At 42.4% G+C, this 17,520-nt stretch carries 14 protein-coding genes and 1 other annotated feature; of the genes, 2 read left to right on the forward strand and 12 right to left on the reverse strand.

Annotated features, from left to right (window positions below; genetic code table 11):
- Nucleotides 1-46 precede the first annotated feature (46 nt).
- Both A6749_RS05080 and A6749_RS05085 read right to left on the reverse strand, forming a co-directional pair.
- Nucleotides 47-2,689, reverse strand: a complete 2,643-nt coding sequence (locus A6749_RS05080) for a valine--tRNA ligase (protein ID WP_066385975.1) — start codon at nucleotides 2,687-2,689, stop codon at nucleotides 47-49.
- Nucleotides 2,690-2,750: 61 nt separating this feature from the next.
- Nucleotides 2,751-2,987, reverse strand: a binding site (T-box leader).
- A 114-nt stretch (nucleotides 2,988-3,101) separates the two neighbouring features.
- On the reverse strand, nucleotides 3,102-4,418 hold the full coding sequence (locus A6749_RS05085) for an O-antigen ligase family protein (RefSeq protein ID WP_066385976.1): 1,317 nt from the start codon (nucleotides 4,416-4,418) through the stop codon (nucleotides 3,102-3,104).
- 180 nt (nucleotides 4,419-4,598) lie between these two features.
- On the opposite strand from A6749_RS05085, the gene A6749_RS05090 reads away from it, so the two are divergent.
- Complete coding sequence (locus A6749_RS05090) at nucleotides 4,599-4,787, forward strand: hypothetical protein (protein ID WP_066385977.1); 189 nt, start codon at nucleotides 4,599-4,601, stop codon at nucleotides 4,785-4,787.
- A gap of 20 nt (nucleotides 4,788-4,807) precedes the next feature.
- Here A6749_RS05090 and ysxE read toward each other — a convergent pair whose 3' ends face one another.
- The 8 genes from ysxE to hemA all read right to left on the reverse strand — a co-directional run bounded on the left by ysxE (nucleotide 4,808) and on the right by hemA (nucleotide 13,825).
- On the reverse strand, nucleotides 4,808-5,857 hold the full coding sequence (gene ysxE / locus A6749_RS05095; RefSeq protein WP_066385978.1) for a spore coat protein YsxE: 1,050 nt from the start codon (nucleotides 5,855-5,857) through the stop codon (nucleotides 4,808-4,810).
- A gap of 110 nt (nucleotides 5,858-5,967) precedes the next feature.
- Complete coding sequence (gene spoVID, locus A6749_RS05100) at nucleotides 5,968-7,071, reverse strand: stage VI sporulation protein D (RefSeq protein WP_066385979.1); 1,104 nt, start codon at nucleotides 7,069-7,071, stop codon at nucleotides 5,968-5,970.
- A 334-nt stretch (nucleotides 7,072-7,405) separates the two neighbouring features.
- The gene (gene hemL / locus A6749_RS05110; RefSeq protein ID WP_066385981.1) at nucleotides 7,406-8,692 is read right to left on the reverse strand and encodes a glutamate-1-semialdehyde 2,1-aminomutase; all 1,287 of its coding nucleotides are present in this window, start codon (nucleotides 8,690-8,692) and stop codon (nucleotides 7,406-7,408) included.
- Nucleotides 8,693-8,713: 21 nt separating this feature from the next.
- Nucleotides 8,714-9,691 (reverse strand): porphobilinogen synthase, encoded by a 978-nt coding sequence (hemB, locus tag A6749_RS05115; RefSeq protein ID WP_066385982.1) that lies wholly within the window; start codon nucleotides 9,689-9,691, stop codon nucleotides 8,714-8,716.
- 182 nt (nucleotides 9,692-9,873) lie between these two features.
- Nucleotides 9,874-10,686, reverse strand: coding sequence for a uroporphyrinogen-III synthase (locus tag A6749_RS05120; RefSeq protein WP_066385983.1), 813 nt, complete (start codon nucleotides 10,684-10,686; stop codon nucleotides 9,874-9,876).
- Nucleotides 10,683-11,618: a hydroxymethylbilane synthase gene (hemC, locus tag A6749_RS05125; RefSeq protein WP_066385984.1), complete on the reverse strand. Its 936-nt coding sequence runs from the start codon at nucleotides 11,616-11,618 to the stop codon at nucleotides 10,683-10,685. The genes A6749_RS05120 and hemC overlap by 4 nt, the downstream gene beginning before the upstream one ends.
- Nucleotides 11,619-11,633: 15 nt before the next feature.
- On the reverse strand, nucleotides 11,634-12,467 hold the full coding sequence (locus tag A6749_RS05130) for a cytochrome C assembly family protein (protein ID WP_066385985.1): 834 nt from the start codon (nucleotides 12,465-12,467) through the stop codon (nucleotides 11,634-11,636).
- Between the two features lie 14 nt (nucleotides 12,468-12,481).
- Nucleotides 12,482-13,825: a glutamyl-tRNA reductase gene (gene hemA / locus A6749_RS05135; protein WP_066385986.1), complete on the reverse strand. Its 1,344-nt coding sequence runs from the start codon at nucleotides 13,823-13,825 to the stop codon at nucleotides 12,482-12,484.
- A 214-nt stretch (nucleotides 13,826-14,039) separates the two neighbouring features.
- Between hemA and A6749_RS05140 the strand changes: the two genes are divergently transcribed.
- Nucleotides 14,040-14,528, forward strand: coding sequence for a LiaF transmembrane domain-containing protein (locus A6749_RS05140; RefSeq protein WP_066385987.1), 489 nt, complete (start codon nucleotides 14,040-14,042; stop codon nucleotides 14,526-14,528).
- A 67-nt stretch (nucleotides 14,529-14,595) separates the two neighbouring features.
- Here A6749_RS05140 and yihA read toward each other — a convergent pair whose 3' ends face one another.
- Both yihA and lon read right to left on the reverse strand, forming a co-directional pair.
- Nucleotides 14,596-15,177, reverse strand: coding sequence for a ribosome biogenesis GTP-binding protein YihA/YsxC (yihA, locus tag A6749_RS05145; protein ID WP_066385988.1), 582 nt, complete (start codon nucleotides 15,175-15,177; stop codon nucleotides 14,596-14,598).
- Nucleotides 15,174-17,492, reverse strand: coding sequence for an endopeptidase La (gene lon, locus A6749_RS05150; protein ID WP_066400814.1), 2,319 nt, complete (start codon nucleotides 17,490-17,492; stop codon nucleotides 15,174-15,176). Before lon ends, yihA begins: the two co-directional genes overlap by 4 nt.
- Nucleotides 17,493-17,520 lie beyond the last annotated feature (28 nt).

The following is a 17,520-nucleotide window of genomic DNA, read 5'->3' on the forward strand; positions in this document are numbered from 1 at the left end:
AATGAAGGCGAGACGAATCCTAGTTTAGAATTCGTCTCACCATTTATTAGCCTCTTAATTCCTTAATACGGGCTTCCACAATATTTCTTTTTTCCAGATAGTCTTTCTCTTTTGCTCGTTCTTCAGCAATAACCTTTTCAGGTGCCTTCTTCACAAAGCCTTCATTGCCTAATTTCTTTTGAACCCGTTCTACTTCCTTGTTTAACTTCTCGAATTCTTTTTGAAGACGGGCAATTTCTTCATCAATATTGATTAACCCTTCAAGCGGCAGGATGATTTCCACACCTGTGATCACCGCAGTCATTGCCTTTTCAGGGATTTCAATGTCTGTTCCCATTTGCAATGTTTCAGGATTACAGAATCGCTCGATATAAGCACGGTTTTTCTCAATTGATTTCAGGATGGTTTCATCCTTGGCTTTTACAAGCATTTTGATTTTTTTGCTTAACGGTGTATTCACTTCAGCACGAATATTACGTACAGAGCGAATCATTTCTACCAATAGCTTCATTTCTTGTGCTGCTTTTTCATCAGATAGCTCTGGTTTAACTTCAGGCCACGTCGCGGTTGTGATGGATTCACCGGAGTGCGGAAGGTTTTGCCAAATTTCTTCGGTTATAAATGGCATGAATGGATGCAATAGACGCATGGTTTGATCAAGTACATAGGCTAAGATGGAACGTGTTGTTTTCTTAGCTGCTTCATCCTCACCATAAAGAGGAAGCTTCGCCATTTCAATATACCAATCACAGAAATCATCCCATATGAAGTTGTATAACGCACGGCCAACTTCACCAAATTCGTAGCGCTCAGAGAGCTTTGTCACATGATCAATGGTTTCATTCAAGCGAGTCAGGATCCAATTGTCAGCTACTGATTTGTCACCACTGAAATCAATTTCCTCATATGTTAACCCGTTCATATTCATTAAGGCAAAGCGGGAAGCGTTCCAAATCTTATTGGCGAAGTTCCAAACTGCTTCTACCTTTTCAGTGCTGTAGCGTAAATCTTGGCCTGGTGATGTTCCAGTAGATAGGAAGTAACGCAGTGCATCCGCGCCGTATTTGTCAATCACATCCATTGGGTCAACACCGTTGCCAAGGGATTTACTCATCTTCCGTCCCTGTTCATCACGAACTAATCCATGAATGAGAACATCTTTAAATGGACGCTCGCCGGTAAACTCAACACTTTGGAAAATCATTCTTGATACCCAGAAGAAGATGATGTCGTAACCAGTTACTAAAGCACCTGTTGGGAAGTAGCGTTTGAAATCAGCCGCCTCTTTGTCAGGCCAGCCCATTGTTGAGAATGGCCATAGTGCTGAGCTGAACCAGGTATCTAAAACATCTTTGTCCTGCTCCCAGTTTTCAATGTCAGCCGGCGCTTCATGACCAACATACACTTCGCCCGTTTCTTTATGGTACCATGCCGGAATTCGGTGGCCCCACCATAGCTGTCTTGAGATACACCAGTCGCGGATGTTTTCCATCCAGTGAAGGTACGTTTTCTCGAAACGCTCTGGAACGAAGTGAACTTTATCTTCTTTTTTCTGAAGTTCAATCGCTGCATCTGCGAGCGGCTGCATTTTAACGAACCATTGTGTTGATAAATATGGCTCTACAACGGCACCGCTGCGCTCAGAGTGACCAACAGAGTGCAGGTGGTCTTCAATTTTAAATAGAACGCCTTGCTCTTGCAGATCTTTAACGATTTGCTTTCGGCACTCGAAACGATCCATGCCTTGATATTTTCCGGCCTTTTCATTCATAGTGCCATCTTCATTCATCACAAGGATACGCTCAAGATTATGACGATTGCCAATTTCAAAGTCGTTAGGGTCGTGTGCAGGTGTGATTTTTACTGCCCCGGAGCCAAATTCCATATCTACATAGTCATCGCCAACAATCGGTATTTCCCGGCCGGTAATCGGCAGGATCACGGTTTTCCCGATTAGGTGCTTGTAGCGGTCATCCTCTGGGTGAACGGCTACTGCTGTGTCTCCTAACATTGTTTCCGGACGTGTAGTTGCGATTTCAATATGTCCTGAACCATCCGCTAATGGATAGCGCATATGATAGAAAGCACCTTGAACATCCTTATAAATAACTTCAATATCAGATAATGCCGTTTTGGTGGACGGATCCCAGTTAATGATGTATTCGCCGCGATAAATTAAGCCCTTGTTGTATAACGTAACGAATACTTCACGAACGGCCTTCGATAAGCCCTCATCCAGCGTGAAACGTTCGCGTGAATAATCAAGACCTAATCCTAATTTTGCCCACTGGTCGCGGATATGAGAAGCATACTCCTCTTTCCACTTCCATGTTTCCTCAACAAATTTCTCCCTGCCAAGGTCATAGCGGCTTTTCCCTTCACTGCGGAGTTTTTGTTCAACCTTTGCCTGTGTTGCAATCCCAGCATGGTCCATACCAGGGAGCCAAAGCACATCATATCCCTGCATCCGCTTCATACGGGTAAGAATATCTTGCAGAGTTGTATCCCATGCATGACCTAAATGAAGCTTACCTGTAACGTTTGGCGGCGGGATGACAATGGTATATGGCTGCTTGCCCTCATCGTCTTTCGCTTCAAAAAATTGACCTTTGAGCCACCATTCATAACGACCTTTTTCAATACTTTGCGGATCGTATTTGGTAGGCATTGTTAATTCCTGTGTTTCCATTTGATTTGCCTCCTTTATATTTATAAAAGTACCGTAAAAATATAAAAAACCCCATTCGTCATAAAAGGACGAATGGAGTTTGCTTCGCGGTACCACCTTTTTTCCAATCAAACAGATGATTGGCACTTCATCGGATAACGGATTTCATCCGTCTTCTACTAATAAGGCATTTGTGGCCTATTTCGCAGAAGAAGCTCTTGGGCGACCTTCCGATGTACCTCTTAGGAAATCTTTCAGCTAATGATTTCCCTCTCTTAAAGCAGGCTGGCATCGTACTCTTCCCTGTCACAGCTTTGTTTTCATTTTTATATTGTTATACTATCCAAAAGAATGGATTACGTCAATCATGATTGCCAATTTTTTTTATTCTATACCATATGAAGAAAAATTAGAAACTGCCTGGACTATTTTATTAAGCACTAATAGACTTTTCAATATGTGTAACAGGAAGTGTATTCTTTCTAAGAAGCGATTCTGACTTTGCCAAAGTAATTCCTAGAAGCGCCCAGAAAATAGGAGCAACAGGGACGGTGCTTATATTAAAGAATGCTTGAATTAAATATCCAATGACTACTGATATTAGACCAAGCAGGATTACTTTTTCTTTGTCTGCTGCTCTTTTTACCGCTTGGAAAGCCTTGCTTAAAATCGAAAACACGAACAATAAATAAACCAAAAGTGCCGGTGTCCCTAATGTAACAGCTATTTGTAAATACTCGTTATGCGCTTTATCAACGATAATATTAGCATCTCCCAAATATATTTGGCGTTCCTCGGGTGTTGCTGGGAAAATAAATTCAAATGTATCCGGTCCGGATCCTATCCAGAAAAAATCCTTTACAAGCGGCAATGATTTTTTCCAAATAAACAGCCTTGAAGACCCTTCATAGCCAGTACTTTGATTCGTTACCACTTGATATGACTCCGACAAAATCGTACTTGCCCTGTTAAAATAGTGGCCTTTTTCAGAAAAATTGATAATAACAGCTATTAATAATAACGATACCGCTAGCAAAGACCATTTTTTCCAAAGATGTTTTCTTTTATATACAACAAAAACTGTTAAAAAGACTGTTCCGCAAAATATGCCCAAATAGGCACTTCTGGTATTTGAAAACAACAAAGCAATAAATGTCAAACAAAGCGTTAGAAAATAAAAGATGTTTACATTCTTTTTATTGACTGTTAAGTAAACTGTCAATGATATTAGGAAGCTTAATACGAGATAAGACCCGAAAAAGTTTGGATTATCAAAAAATGTATAAGTGCCGGAATAATTACGCATTGCACTATTTCTTGGCAGAAAATCTAAAGAATAATGCTGTAATATAGCATAAATCGAGACTATGGCGGAGACGATTGCTGCCCCTGAGATTAGTTTAGTAACTTTCCTTATATCCAGGAGCCGGTAGGAAAAAAGGAACATACTGCAATATGAAAAAAACGTGATTAACCCCTCTTTCCGATCAATGGTACCGTGGACAGAGGTATATGTATAGTTTGAAAAAGCAGTGGAAATTTCAATTAAACATAAAAATATGATTAATAAAGCAAAAGGTGTTTTCTCCCCTTTTTCTGGAATCAGCGTACGTTGCTTCTTTCTGAAAAAGATGAACAGCCAATAGCCTAATACAAACAAATATAAATAATTTGCTTTCGTCGTTGTGTAATATGGATCGATGCCCCAAGGGTATATTAAAAGCGGAAACAGCACAATAAACCAGTACATAATTTTATACTCCTTTATACCTACTTCTTTAGACATACCAATTATTCCATTTCCTGACTAACAATTCAATCTGAATTTTTGATAAATTGAGGGTTTCTTTTGTGAAGTTTTTGGGGAATTCACACAAGTTGGGAATATACATAAACTAAATGTAAAATTTGGGAAAGGGGAGGTTTTCCGGTGAGGAATTTTCAGAAGTATAAATACCGTCCCTGGTTTCAAACGTTTCGCAAATGGAGCGGGCAACTAATCGTTCCCTTTATCATTTTCCAGTTCATCCGAACACTCTTTCTTCCGACCGTTTTTGATGTCTTATTATTAGCCCTTTTTATCGTGATTGCAGTTGCCATTTGGTCTGAAATAATTTAAGGAGCCCTCTTGCAGGTTTATTACTGCTCTTGGGCTCCTTCTTTTGCTTGCTCGGCTGCAGCTTCTTTGGCCTGTTGCTGTGCTTCAATTTCCGTCATCCGCATGACGACATACTCGGTATTTTTCAAATGCCAATAGCGCTGTTGCAGCTGCTTTACATATTTAAATTCATTTTTCGGACGCTGCTTACGATAATATTTTTCCACCGTTTGGATGATGGGAATAGGGTAGGCTAAATAGCTGTAGAATAATAGCTTTTCCTCATCTTTAAAAGGAAAATATTTGAAATAATGATAGACCAGATCAACCGATTCATCGCTGCGCTTCGGCCCGCTGTTTAACGTCCGGGAGATAAACGGCAGCAAGTCATGGATCGGTGAACCGTAAGTGGCATTTTCAAAGTTGATAAAGTAGCCGTAGCCTCTTTCATCAAATAGAAAATGGTCAGGTGATAGCTTCCCATGGGTCACCACCATACGGGCTTTTTCGTTCTCCTTTGTGCTTTCATACCATTCTTCAAATTTTGCCTTTGAAAAGCGCAATGCCTGGCTGATCTCATTGTAATACAAGCAAAATAGTAATTCGAATGGCGACATATACGCCTGCCTTTCGCATACATCGATAAAGCCGTCGAGAAACTCCTGATGCTTATCCAGCTGCTGTATCGTCTTTTCATAATGTTCGATACGTTCTTCCTTGTTGATCGTGATTTCTTTTGCAGAAAGTGTGTGGAGCCGCGCCAGCTCCCTAAACAGCTGATGACTTTGGGGATCGCGGTTATCATTGGTCATCCATGGCATCAGGTAATAAAGGTATTGACCATGTAAAACCGCATACCGTCCGTCCATCGTCGGATATATCGGAACAATTCGGTTAAACCCTTTTTGATATAAAAAATGCACGTGGCGAATGAAATCTGTCCCATTCGCAGGGGAGATTTTTTTCAAAGCAAACGTGCCTTTGTTTGAATAAATCTTCTGAATGCTGCCGTAGTCCTCAACAAATTGTGGTTCAATCTGATAATGCTTGAGTATAGGACCGATTGTTTCAAGCCAATTCGAGTCATTCATATGAACTCAACTCTCTCTTTGAAAATCTAAATAGGGTGGACCTTGGTTAGTTAATGAAAAAAGAAGCAGAGCAGGCCGTTTTTAACCCGCTCGCTCTCTTTTGTGAAAAATTATTTTTTCGCCAGTGTTGCCGGAACGTATAACACTTGCCCCTCGTATACGTCCTGATTGAGTTCTAAATTGTTTACGCGAAGCAGGTTATGGACGGATACATCATAGCGCTCGGCAAGACTGTCGACCGTATCCCCTTTTTGAACGATGCACATCTTTAGTTTTACCTGTGCAGTACTCTCATCCTTGCGGGCAAAGAATTCAGTCAAAGTCATCGTTTTACTTTTTGAGAATAACTTCTTCTTCTGTTTAGGCTCTTCAGGTGAGGATGACGAACTTTCCTCTTCGTAATGTTCGTTCTCGATAACGATTTCTTCTTCTACTTCGACCTCAACCTCTACAGGATGATTATCTTCACTTCTCGCTTCCTGGTATGGCCATGAAGACTGACTTGCAGACGGATTATACTCCTGGAATTGCCACGATGACTGGTCCTGTTCTTGTTCTTCTTCCTCTTGCTCCTCCGGTTGATAGTTGAAGGTTGGAAATTTGGGAAATGCGACCTCTGGCTCTTCCTCCTGCTGTTTTTTTGCTTCTGTCTCAAATAAGAAATTATTTGCATAATGACTTGGGATTGCAGGCTGCTCCTCAATTTCTTCTTCCTGAACGGCATGACTACGATGTAGCAGCTCAAGTTCTTGTTCCTCCTGTTGCTGCTGTTCCATCTGCTGTTCAGTTCCGTAAAGACCGCTGATGGTTAATTCTGCTGACAGCTTCAAACAGCTGCGTTCCGGGATGGAATAGTCAAACGATTCCACGAGGACGTCGATATCATAAATACTTTGAATCCGGTTATTTGGGATTGTAATATCCACTGGGAATCGATGAGAAAATTCGCAATTTCCTTCCTCTCGCTCCTCCACCGTCTCAACGAATTTGTGAGAGGTGTAACCTTCATCCTGGCTTTCATTGCTTACTTCACAACTTTTATATTCGCCGGTAAGTTCCAGCGAACCTCGTATGGTTACGTACTGATCATTTTCCTGGATTGTAATGTCCGGGTCGAGTGAAATGGACAGTAGCTCCTCGACTTCCTGTCCTTTTCGAAACCACAAAGACTCCTCCAAGGAAAATCTTAGTGACGATTGATTCTCCTGGGACAAAGCGACTCCTCCTTTCTTTTCCTTCACGCAAAAATCACCATGTCACTTACACTTTATGAAAAGTTATTTTTATTTATGATAACTTGATAGGAAAAGAATTGAAGAAATGCGTTTTTCTTTCCGGACTGTGTGGGTGTATGGAATTTTGGAGAGTTTGATTTCGCGGATTTTTGAGTTTATTTCGCGGATTCTGAGAAGGATTTCGCGGATTTCTGATTTTATTTCGCCGATTTTGAAAAGAATTTGGCCCTTTTCAAAGTTTATTTCGCAGAACATATAAAAAAACATATAAAAACACCCGCCAAACATGGCGAGTGCTTTATCATAACAACAATTATTTGAGCTTCGAAAACGCAGCTTCTGCCGCTTTAATTGTTTTTTCAATATCCTCATCAGAGTGCTCTGTTGATAGGAACAATCCTTCAAATTGGGAAGGCGGCAGAAATACGCCTTGATCCGCCATTTGACGGTAGTACTCTGCAAAGAATTCCAGATTCGATGTTTTGGCTTTTTCATAGTTGATGACATCTTCGTTAGTGAAGAAGAAACCAATCATCGAGCCGGCGCGGTTAAAGGTAATTGGAATATCATACTTTTCAGCTGCAGCCTTGTAGCCTTTTTCAAGCATGTCACCCTTACGGACAAATTCTTCATAGTGAGACGGTGTCAGCTGGCTTAATGTTTCATAACCAGCAGTCATCGCAAGCGGGTTACCGGACAAGGTACCAGCTTGGTAGATTGGACCGCTTGGTGCGATTTTTTCCATAATTTCCGCTTTACCACCGTAAGCTCCTACAGGAAGCCCGCCGCCGATTACTTTTCCTAAGCAGGTTAGGTCAGGTGTGATGCCGAAGTAGCCTTGAGCACAGTTATAGCCGACTCGGAAACCTGTCATGACTTCATCAAAAATCAACAATGCCCCGTATTCGGTCGTAATGTCACGTAATCCTTGTAAGAAACCTGGTAGCGGCGGTACAAGACCCATGTTTCCAGCTACTGGTTCAACAATAATACATGCAATATCTTCACCAAATTGCTCAAACGCATATTTAACGCCTTCAAGGTCATTGTATTGCACTGTAATCGTATTGGAAGCAACGCCTTCAGGAACACCAGGGCTGTCAGGTAAACCGAGTGTTGCGACACCAGAACCAGCTTTAATCAATAAGGAATCACCATGGCCATGGTAACAGCCTTCAAATTTTAAAATCTTATTGCGGCCAGTGTAGCCCCGCGCTAAACGAAGGGCACTCATTGTTGCTTCCGTTCCAGAATTGACCATTCTGATAATTTCAATTGAAGGTACACGGTCCTGGACAAGTTTAGCTAATTTGTTTTCCGATAATGTTGGAGCACCGAAGCTTGTTCCCTGCTCAGCAGTCTTTTTCAATGCTTCAACAACTTGATCATTGGAGTGGCCGAGAATCAGCGGGCCCCATGAAAGAACGTAGTCGATATATTCATTGCCATCAATATCATAAATTTTCGAGCCTTTTCCCCGTTCCATGAAAATCGGATCCATATTCACCGATTTAAAGGCACGGACCGGGCTGTTTACCCCGCCTGGCATTAATTTTTGGGCTTCTTTAAATGCTTCAATAGATTTTGTATACGAACGCATCCTATTCCCTCATTTCAGAAATTATTGTTCTTTTAACCAGCGAATGGCGTCTTTTGCATGATACGTAATAATGAGATCGGCACCGGCGCGCTTCATGCCTACAAGCATTTCAAGAACCGTGCTTTTTTCATCAATCCAGCCGTTTTGGGCAGCCGCTTTAACCATCGAATATTCACCGCTGACATTGTAGATTACTACTGGCAGGCTGAAGTTATTTTTAACATCACGAACGATATCAAGGTATGGCATACCCGGCTTCACAATCAGGAAGTCTGCGCCTTCTGCGACATCGGATTCTGCCTCTCTGAATGCTTCGATGCGGTTAGCAGGGTCCATTTGATAGGTCTTGCGGTCGCCGAACTGCGGTGCGCCTTCTGCTGCTTCACGGAACGGACCGTAGAATGCTGAAGCGTACTTAACAGCGTATGACATGATTGGAATTTCGGTAAAACCAGCTTCATCCAAGCCTTCACGGATAGCGGCAACAAAGCCGTCCATCATGTTGGAAGGAGCGATGATATCTGCGCCTGCTTGAGCCTGGCTGATAGCTGTTTTAACAAGTAATTCAAGTGATTCGTCGTTTAAAACTTTCTCCCCTTCCACAACGCCGCAATGACCGTGGCTTGTGTATTCACATAAGCATGTGTCAGCAACAACAAGAATTTCAGGGAAGTGTTTTTTAATATAGCGGATTGCTTCTTGGACGATCCCATGGTCATGGTAAGCCTGTCCGCCGCACTCATCTTTTGTTGCAGGGATACCGAATAACAGTACAGCTTTAATTCCGTGGGCAGCGATGTCTTCCATTTCTGCATGTAGATGATCCATGGATACTTGGAAAACTCCAGGCATAGATGATACTTCTTTCCGAATGTTTTCGCCTTCATAAATAAACAACGGGTAAATAAAATCTTCCGCTCTTAAGTGATTCTCTCTAACAAGAGCGCGCATGCTGGCACTTGACCGCAGGCGGCGATGACGTGAAAATTGAAGTTCCATTTTTTTACATACCTCCAAGGTGATTTAACATTGTATATTAAAAGGTTTTAGCTTACTTATATGACGGATTTCTGTAGATTTTTTGTCCAAGTTTAGAGTACTTAATTTTGCTCCTGACGGTGGATGTTGCTTTTTCCTGTTTTCGGGCAATGAAACCTCGATCCATAGGACTCAATAGAAATTTAACTCTGTTCTTCCCCCAAAAACCTTACCAAACTCTTCATCATCTCCCTCACCGTATATTCCTCTGGTGAGGCATGAATCGGCAGGCCATATTCTCGCAGGCGCTTCTCGGTGATTGGGCCGATGCAGCCGATGATGCACCTGTTAAGCCGTTCAGCAAGACCATATTCCTGAACTACAGCCATCAAATGGTCCACGGTTGAAGGGCTTGTAAATGGCAAGATATCCAGCAGCCCGCTGCCAAGCATCTCCGCCAGCTTCCCCCGGCTTTCTTCCGGCAGGTAGTTTTCATAAATAACAACCTCATCGACCTTGGCCCCAGCCTCAGCCAATGAAGAAGCGATATAATCGCGTGCAAGATTCCCTTTTGGGATTAATACCCGTGAACCCTTTTGAACAAACGGCAAGAATTCCTCAACAAATGCCTCTGCAACGTATACCGAGGGCACAAATTCGACCGGAATCCCTTTTTCCTTTAACACGGCTTCCGTCCGTTTTCCAATAACCGCAATTTTCGGCAGCCTATTTCCGACATTGGTTCCAAAATCGGAACCATCCCCGGCCCCAGCTTCAACAAACGAAAAAAACGTTTCAACCGTCACATTACTAGTAAAAATAAGCCAATCATATGTACCCAGCCTCGATAAACATTGCTCAAGGCAGTGATTTTTTTCAATCGGACGGAAGGCAATCAGAGGGACTTCAACTGGAATCCCTCCGTATTCCCTAACAAGCTTAGAGAAAGATTTTGCCTGATCCTTTCCTCTTGGAACGAGAACTTTTTTGTTAAATAAAGGGGGAACCTCAATCATTTCCCCTCGAGCTCCCGCTTAACTCGATCGATTAGGTCTTTCGCTCCTTTTTCGATCAAGATATCAGCAGCTTTAATACCGAGCTCTTCTGGGTTCTGTCCTCTTACTTCTTCTTTAAAAATTTCTTGGCCTTCTGGTGTACCGACTAATACATTTAAGACAATTTCGTCGTTATCTTCTACTTGTGCAAAGCCGGCAATCGGCACCTGGCAGCCGCCCTCCATTTTTTGCAGGAAAGCTCGCTCTGCCCTGACGGCTCTATCTGTTTTCTTACATGTGAATTTCTCAAATAACTCGAGAAGCTCCTTGTCGTCTGCACGGCACTCGATTGATAAAGCCCCTTGACCTACGGCAGGAATACACACATCTGCATCTAGAAACTCTGTAACAACATCGGATGCCCAGCCAAGGCGGGAAAGACCTGCCGCTGCTAAAATAATGGCATCGTATTCTTCTGTTTCTAATTTTGCTAATCTCGTATCAACATTGCCTCGAATCCATTTAATTTCAAGATCCGGACGTTTTGCCAGCAGCTGGGCGCTGCGGCGGAGACTGCTGGTACCGATGATTGCTCCCGGCTTCAGGTCTGCTAATTTGATATGTCCTTTTGAAATCAAAGCATCACGATGGTCTTCACGGAAAGGCACACAGCCGATTGTTAAGCCCTCTGGCAATACGGCCGGCATATCCTTCATGCTGTGAACTGCCATATCGATTTCTTTATCCAGCATCGCCTGTTCGATTTCTTTGACAAATAGGCCTTTGCCGCCGACTTTTGAAAGGGTTACATCTAAGATTTTATCGCCCTTTGTAACGATTTCCTTTACCTCGAATTCCAAGCTTGGATTAATTTTTTTCAACTGGTCGACCACCCAGTTGGTTTGTGTTAATGCTAGTTTGCTGCGTCTAGAACCTACAATAATTTTTCGCATGACTGCCTCCTAAAGTTATGAGTACCATAAATGAAAGGATGATAATTGCCCGAATAAGAAAAAGTTAATTAATACAATCAGGAAAGATGCCACATTCCATAAGGCAAGCTTTTTCCCGTATACGTTCCTCACTGTCCGTAAATATAAAAAGATACTATAGGCGGTTAGTAATATAAACGAACCGATAATTTTCGCATCATACCAAGGCATGCCGGGGAGCTTCAAGAATGCCCACTGCAGACCTAGGATTAAACTTAACAAAAGCATTGGAACACCGATGATCGCTAATATGTATGATAATCTTTCTAGTTTCTCCAAATCGGCAATCCGTAAAAGTCTTGTTCCCCATTTTTTCCTTTTCAATAAATCGTATTGGAGCAGATATAAGACTGAAAAGACAAACGACAAGGAAAAAGCCCCGTATGAGAGAATCGCCATCGTTATATGAATTAACAGCAATTCCGATACCAGCTTCTGGGCCATGACATGGGATTGATATTGCATCGGTGCGAATGTATGGATGGCCATGACAATAAAACCAAGAATATTCGTAAAAAAAACGATAAAATCGACCCGTAATAATCGATTTATTCCAAGTGACAATGTGATTAATACCCAGGCATAAAAATAAAGCCCCTCGAAAATCGTTAAAACTGGGAACCTTCCTGTTTCTTTCATATAAAGAATAAGGAAAACCGTCTGCAAAACCCATACAAATGCAAGTAACCAGAAGGCAATCCGATTTGCCTTCCGGTTATGATGAATAAAATCGAAAAAATATAGCAGCACACTGAAGGCATATAGAACAACTGTCACCTCATGAACTCTCGTCATAAAGACGCTAAGCATAGCGGATGGCCCCCTTATGACTGAAAGGAAGCCTGCGCTTCTGTTACCGGCCGTTTATTCATTTCGGCTGAATTCGACTGTTGTTCATTTACAAGCTCTTCAATATTAAAGATTTTCATAAAGAAATCCATTGCCTGTTCCCGGTCAGGTCTTGCCGCCAGTTCCTTCGCTTGTAAGATCGGATCTTTTAACATTTGATTGATAATGCTTTTCGTGTGTTTGCTTAATACTTTTTTATCGCGATCCGATAGGTTTGGCAGCTTGCGCTCCAAACTTTCCATCGTTTCTGCCTGGATGGCCAGTGCTTTTTCTCTTAGCGCCGAAATGACAGGAATGACACCAAGCATGCCGAGCCACTGCTTAAAGTCCACGATTTCTTTTTCAATCATCAGCATGATTTTTTCAGCAGCCCTTTGGCGCTCCTTCAAGTTCGCTTCGACAATACCCTCCAGGTCGTCGATATCATATAAAAAGACATTTTCCAGTTCGGAAATTTGCGGGTCAAGGTCACGCGGCACGGCAATATCGACCATGAATAATGGTTTACCCTTCCGCTTCTTTTCCACACGTGCCATCATGTCTTTTGTAATGACAAAGTCTTTAGCTCCAGTTGAACTGATCAGAATATCAGCCTCAATCAGTGATTTCTGAAGCTCATCGATTGATTTAGCTTCACCGCTGAAGCGGCTGGCGAGATCTTTTGCTTTATCGTAAGTACGGTTAATCACCGTTACTTTTTTCACACCATTACCATGCAAATTCTGGGCAGCTAATTCTCCCATTTTCCCGGCGCCAAAAATGAGGACATGCTTATTGGCAAGGGAACCAAAGATTTTCTTTGCCAACTCAACAGCAGCATAGCTGACAGAAACAGCATTCGCGCCAATTTCGGTATCTGAATGGGCTTTTTTCGCCAAGGTAACCGCTTGTTTAAACAAATGATTGAACACGGAACCGGTCGTTCCCTGTTCTTGCGCATTCATGAAGCTATTGCGGACCTGTCCAAGAATTTGGGTTTCCCCTAAGACCATAGAGTTGAGCCCGCAGGTTACGTTAAATAAATGTTCCACAGCACCGTCTTCTTCATAAATGAATAAGAACGGCGAGAATTCCGCCTGCTCCATTCCAAACCAGTTCGCTAAGAACTCTTTAATGTAGTAGCGGCCTGTGTGTAATTGATCAACTACAGCGTAAATTTCCGTTCGATTACAAGTTGATAAGATGACATTTTCCAGGATGCTTTTTTTCGTTTTTAATTGTTTCATGGCATCCACAAGATCGGTTTCATTGAATGTCAACCGCTCACGGATTTCTACAGGGGCAGTTTTATAGTTAAGGCCGATCACTAAAATATGCATATGTCGAAAGACACCCCCAAAAATGATGACAGTAATAACTAGTCTGATTATATCATGTCTTTTTTCGCTTTCTTAGCGAAAAATGTGAACATAAAATGAACTATATGATAATATAGGAAATTGAATAGAACCTGTTATATATTTTATCTCCCTATGTACAGTACCAAAAAATTCGACAGGATTCAAGTGAACCTTACTGGAAGTGGTGTTTACGATGAAAAACCAACGCATTTTTCCTGGAATTATCTTAATTGGCTTTGGCGCCTACTTTTTATTGCAGCAAACAGGTATTTCGTTTTTTCTAGAATATTCGACATGGCCGACGTTAATCATGATTGTCGGTGTTGCCTTCTTAGGCCAAGGTTTTTGGGCAAAGGATGCGGAAGCGATTCTGCCTGGAATTATTATGTTCGGCTTTGGGCTCCATTTTCAGCTCGTCGGCCGAGTCGACTTCTGGCCGCATAATCATATCGGGATGCTGATCTTAATTATTTCGATTGGTTTCTTTATGCGCTTCCAAAAAACAAACACCGGCTTGTTTCAAGCATTCCTCTTTCTCATCATATCGGTATTGCTGCTGTTTTATGATCAAATTGCCGGCTATTTTGGTTTACTCCAAAGCGGCTTCAGCTTTATTTGGAAATTTTGGCCCGCACTACTAATCGTTATTGGTATCTATTTTCTCTTAAAACGCAAAAAATAACCAAAAACAAGGGTGTCAGGCACCATGTGAAAAATTCACATGATGCCTGACACCCTTTAGAATAATCTTACATATAACTTTCAAGAAGGGCCCATGCTTTGTCTTTTCCTTCTCCTGTTTCGGAGGAAAAAATGACCATGTGGTCGCCTTCCTCGAGGTTTAGCGTCTGTCTGGTTACTTTTAAGTGCTTTTGCCATTTGCCTTTTGGAATTTTGTCGGCCTTTGTTGCAATCACGATGCAGGGGATTTCATAATGCTTTAGAAAATTATACATCATTACATCGTCTTCCGTCGGCGGATGGCGTAAATCAACAATCAACACAACAGCCCGTAGCTGCTCGCGGGTCGTGAAGTACGTTTCAATCATCCTACCCCAAGCGGCACGCTCTGTCTTTGAAACCTTGGCATAGCCGTATCCGGGAACATCGACGAAATGCAGAATTTCGTTAATCAGGAAAAAATTCAATGTTTGTGTTTTTCCAGGCTTGGAGGAGATCCTCGCAAGCCCTTTACGATTTAACATTTTATTGATAAAAGACGACTTACCCACGTTCGAGCGGCCGGCAAGAGCAAATTCCGGTAAATCGACATCCGGGTACTGCTCCGGTTTTACCGCACTAATTACAATATCTGAACTTGTTACCTTCATCTAGCTTCTCCTTCTAATAAAGCATGTTTCAATACTTCATCCACATGCGATACCGGAACAAATTCCAATTCATTGCGGACACTTTCCGGAATATCTTCAATATCGACTTCATTATCTTTCGGTAAAATTACTTTCGTAAGGCCGGCACGGTGGGCACTTAGAGTTTTTTCTTTTAACCCGCCAATCGGCAGTACTCGTCCCCGTAAGGTAATTTCCCCGGTCATTCCTACCTCGCGGCGAATCGGCTTTCCGGTTAACGCTGAAACAAGTGCCGTTGCCATGGTAATCCCTGCTGATGGGCCATCTTTAGGCACTGCCCCTTCAGGCACATGGATATGGATATCATATTTCTCATGAAAATCTTCTTCGATTCCTAATTCTTTTGCCTTTGAGCGAACATAGCTGAACGCTGCTTGAGCGGATTCCTTCATCACATCGCCCAATTTACCGGTTAAAACAAGCTTACCTTTACCTGGCGCAAGCGACACTTCGATTTGCAGCGTATCGCCGCCGACCGTTGTGTAAGCAAGACCGGTTGCAACGCCTACTTGATCCTCGGTTTCTGCCTGGCCGTAACGGAATTTTGGTTTTCCTAAAAATTCTTCCACCGTTTTTTCTGTCACTACAACGCGTTTTTTCTCACCGGAAACAATGATTTTCGCTGTTTTCCGGCAAATTGTTGCCATTTGCCGCTCAAGACTGCGGACTCCGGCTTCCCTGGTATAATAGCGGACAGTTTTTAAAATGGCATCATCGCGGACTTGCAGCGTGCTTTTAGAAAGTCCGTTTTCCTTGATTTGCTTTGGCAGCAAGTGATCGCGGGTGATATGAACCTTCTCAAGCTCGGTATACCCGGCGATTGAGATAATTTCCATACGATCTAACAGCGGTCCTGGAATGGTTGCCAAATTATTCGCAGTGGCAATAAACATAACCTTAGATAGGTCATAGGTTTCTTCGATGTAGTGGTCGCTGAAATTATGGTTTTGTTCTGGGTCCAATACCTCAAGCAGCGCTGCTGAAGGGTCGCCGCGGAAGTCACTGGACATTTTATCAATCTCGTCAAGTAAAAATACCGGGTTAATGGTGCCTGCCTTCTTCATCCCTTGGATGATTCGTCCTGGCATCGCCCCGACATATGTTCTTCTATGCCCGCGAATTTCTGATTCATCGCGGACACCGCCTAAAGATATACGGACAAAATTACGGTTCAATGAGGTCGCAATAGACCGGGCAAGGCTGGTTTTACCAACACCTGGAGGTCCAACAAGACAGAGAATCGGGCCCTTTAATGAATTTGTCAGCTTTTGAACAGCCAAATATTCTAGGACACGCTCCTTTACTTTTTCAAGACCGTAGTGATCTGCATTTAAGATCTTTTCTGCCCGCGCGATATTAATATCGTCCTTCGTCTTTTTAGACCATGGCAGGGAAATCAGCCATTCGATATAATTGCGGATGACGGCGCTTTCCGCTGAACTGGATGGTACCTTTTCGTAGCGGTCAAGCTCCTTCATGGCTGCTTGGTGAACATGCTCCGGCATGCCAGCTTGGTCAATTTTCTTCGTCAGGTCGGCAATTTCACCTGTTTTGCCTTCTTTATCGCCCAATTCTTTTTGAATCGCCTTCATTTGTTCGCGCAAATAATATTCTTTTTGCGTTCTTTCCATTGAACGCTTTACCCGCTGACCAATTTTCTTTTCGAGATTGAGAACTTCTTTTTCATTATGAATGATATTAATGACATAATTCATTCTTTCTTTTGTATCGATTGTTTCTAATATTTCCTGCTTTTCCTTCAGCTTGATTGGCAAGTGGGAGGCGATGATATCCGCCATTCTTCCTGGTTCTTCTATATCAGCAACAGAAGCAAAAGTTTCAGCGGAAATTTTCTTTGATAATTTTATGTATTGCTCGAAATAATCCAGCATCGTTCTCATTAATGCTTGATCTTCGGGATCCTTTGTTACAGGATCTTCGTATGTCGAGATCTCGACGGAATAATAATCCTCTTCATCAAAAAAAGAAATGATTTTCGCCCGTTTGAGTCCCTCTACTAATACCCGAATGGTTCCATTTGGCAGCTTTAACATTTGCTTTACCTTTGTTAAAGTGCCATAGCTGTAGATGTCCTCCTCCGAAGGGTCATCGATGGAGACATCCTTTTGCGTGGTTAGAAAGATTAAATGGTCATCTACCATTGCTTTTTCAAGTGCTTGTACTGACCGATCACGTCCGACATCTAGATGTAGGACCATTGTTGGATAAACAAGCAAGCCTCGAAGCGGCAGGAGGGGGACGTTCATTTCGTTCATATTCGTCAAAGTACTGCACCTCCAGTAA

Source organism: Neobacillus mesonae (assembly GCF_001636315.1).
Lineage (GTDB): Bacteria > Bacillota > Bacilli > Bacillales > Cytobacillaceae > Neobacillus > Neobacillus mesonae.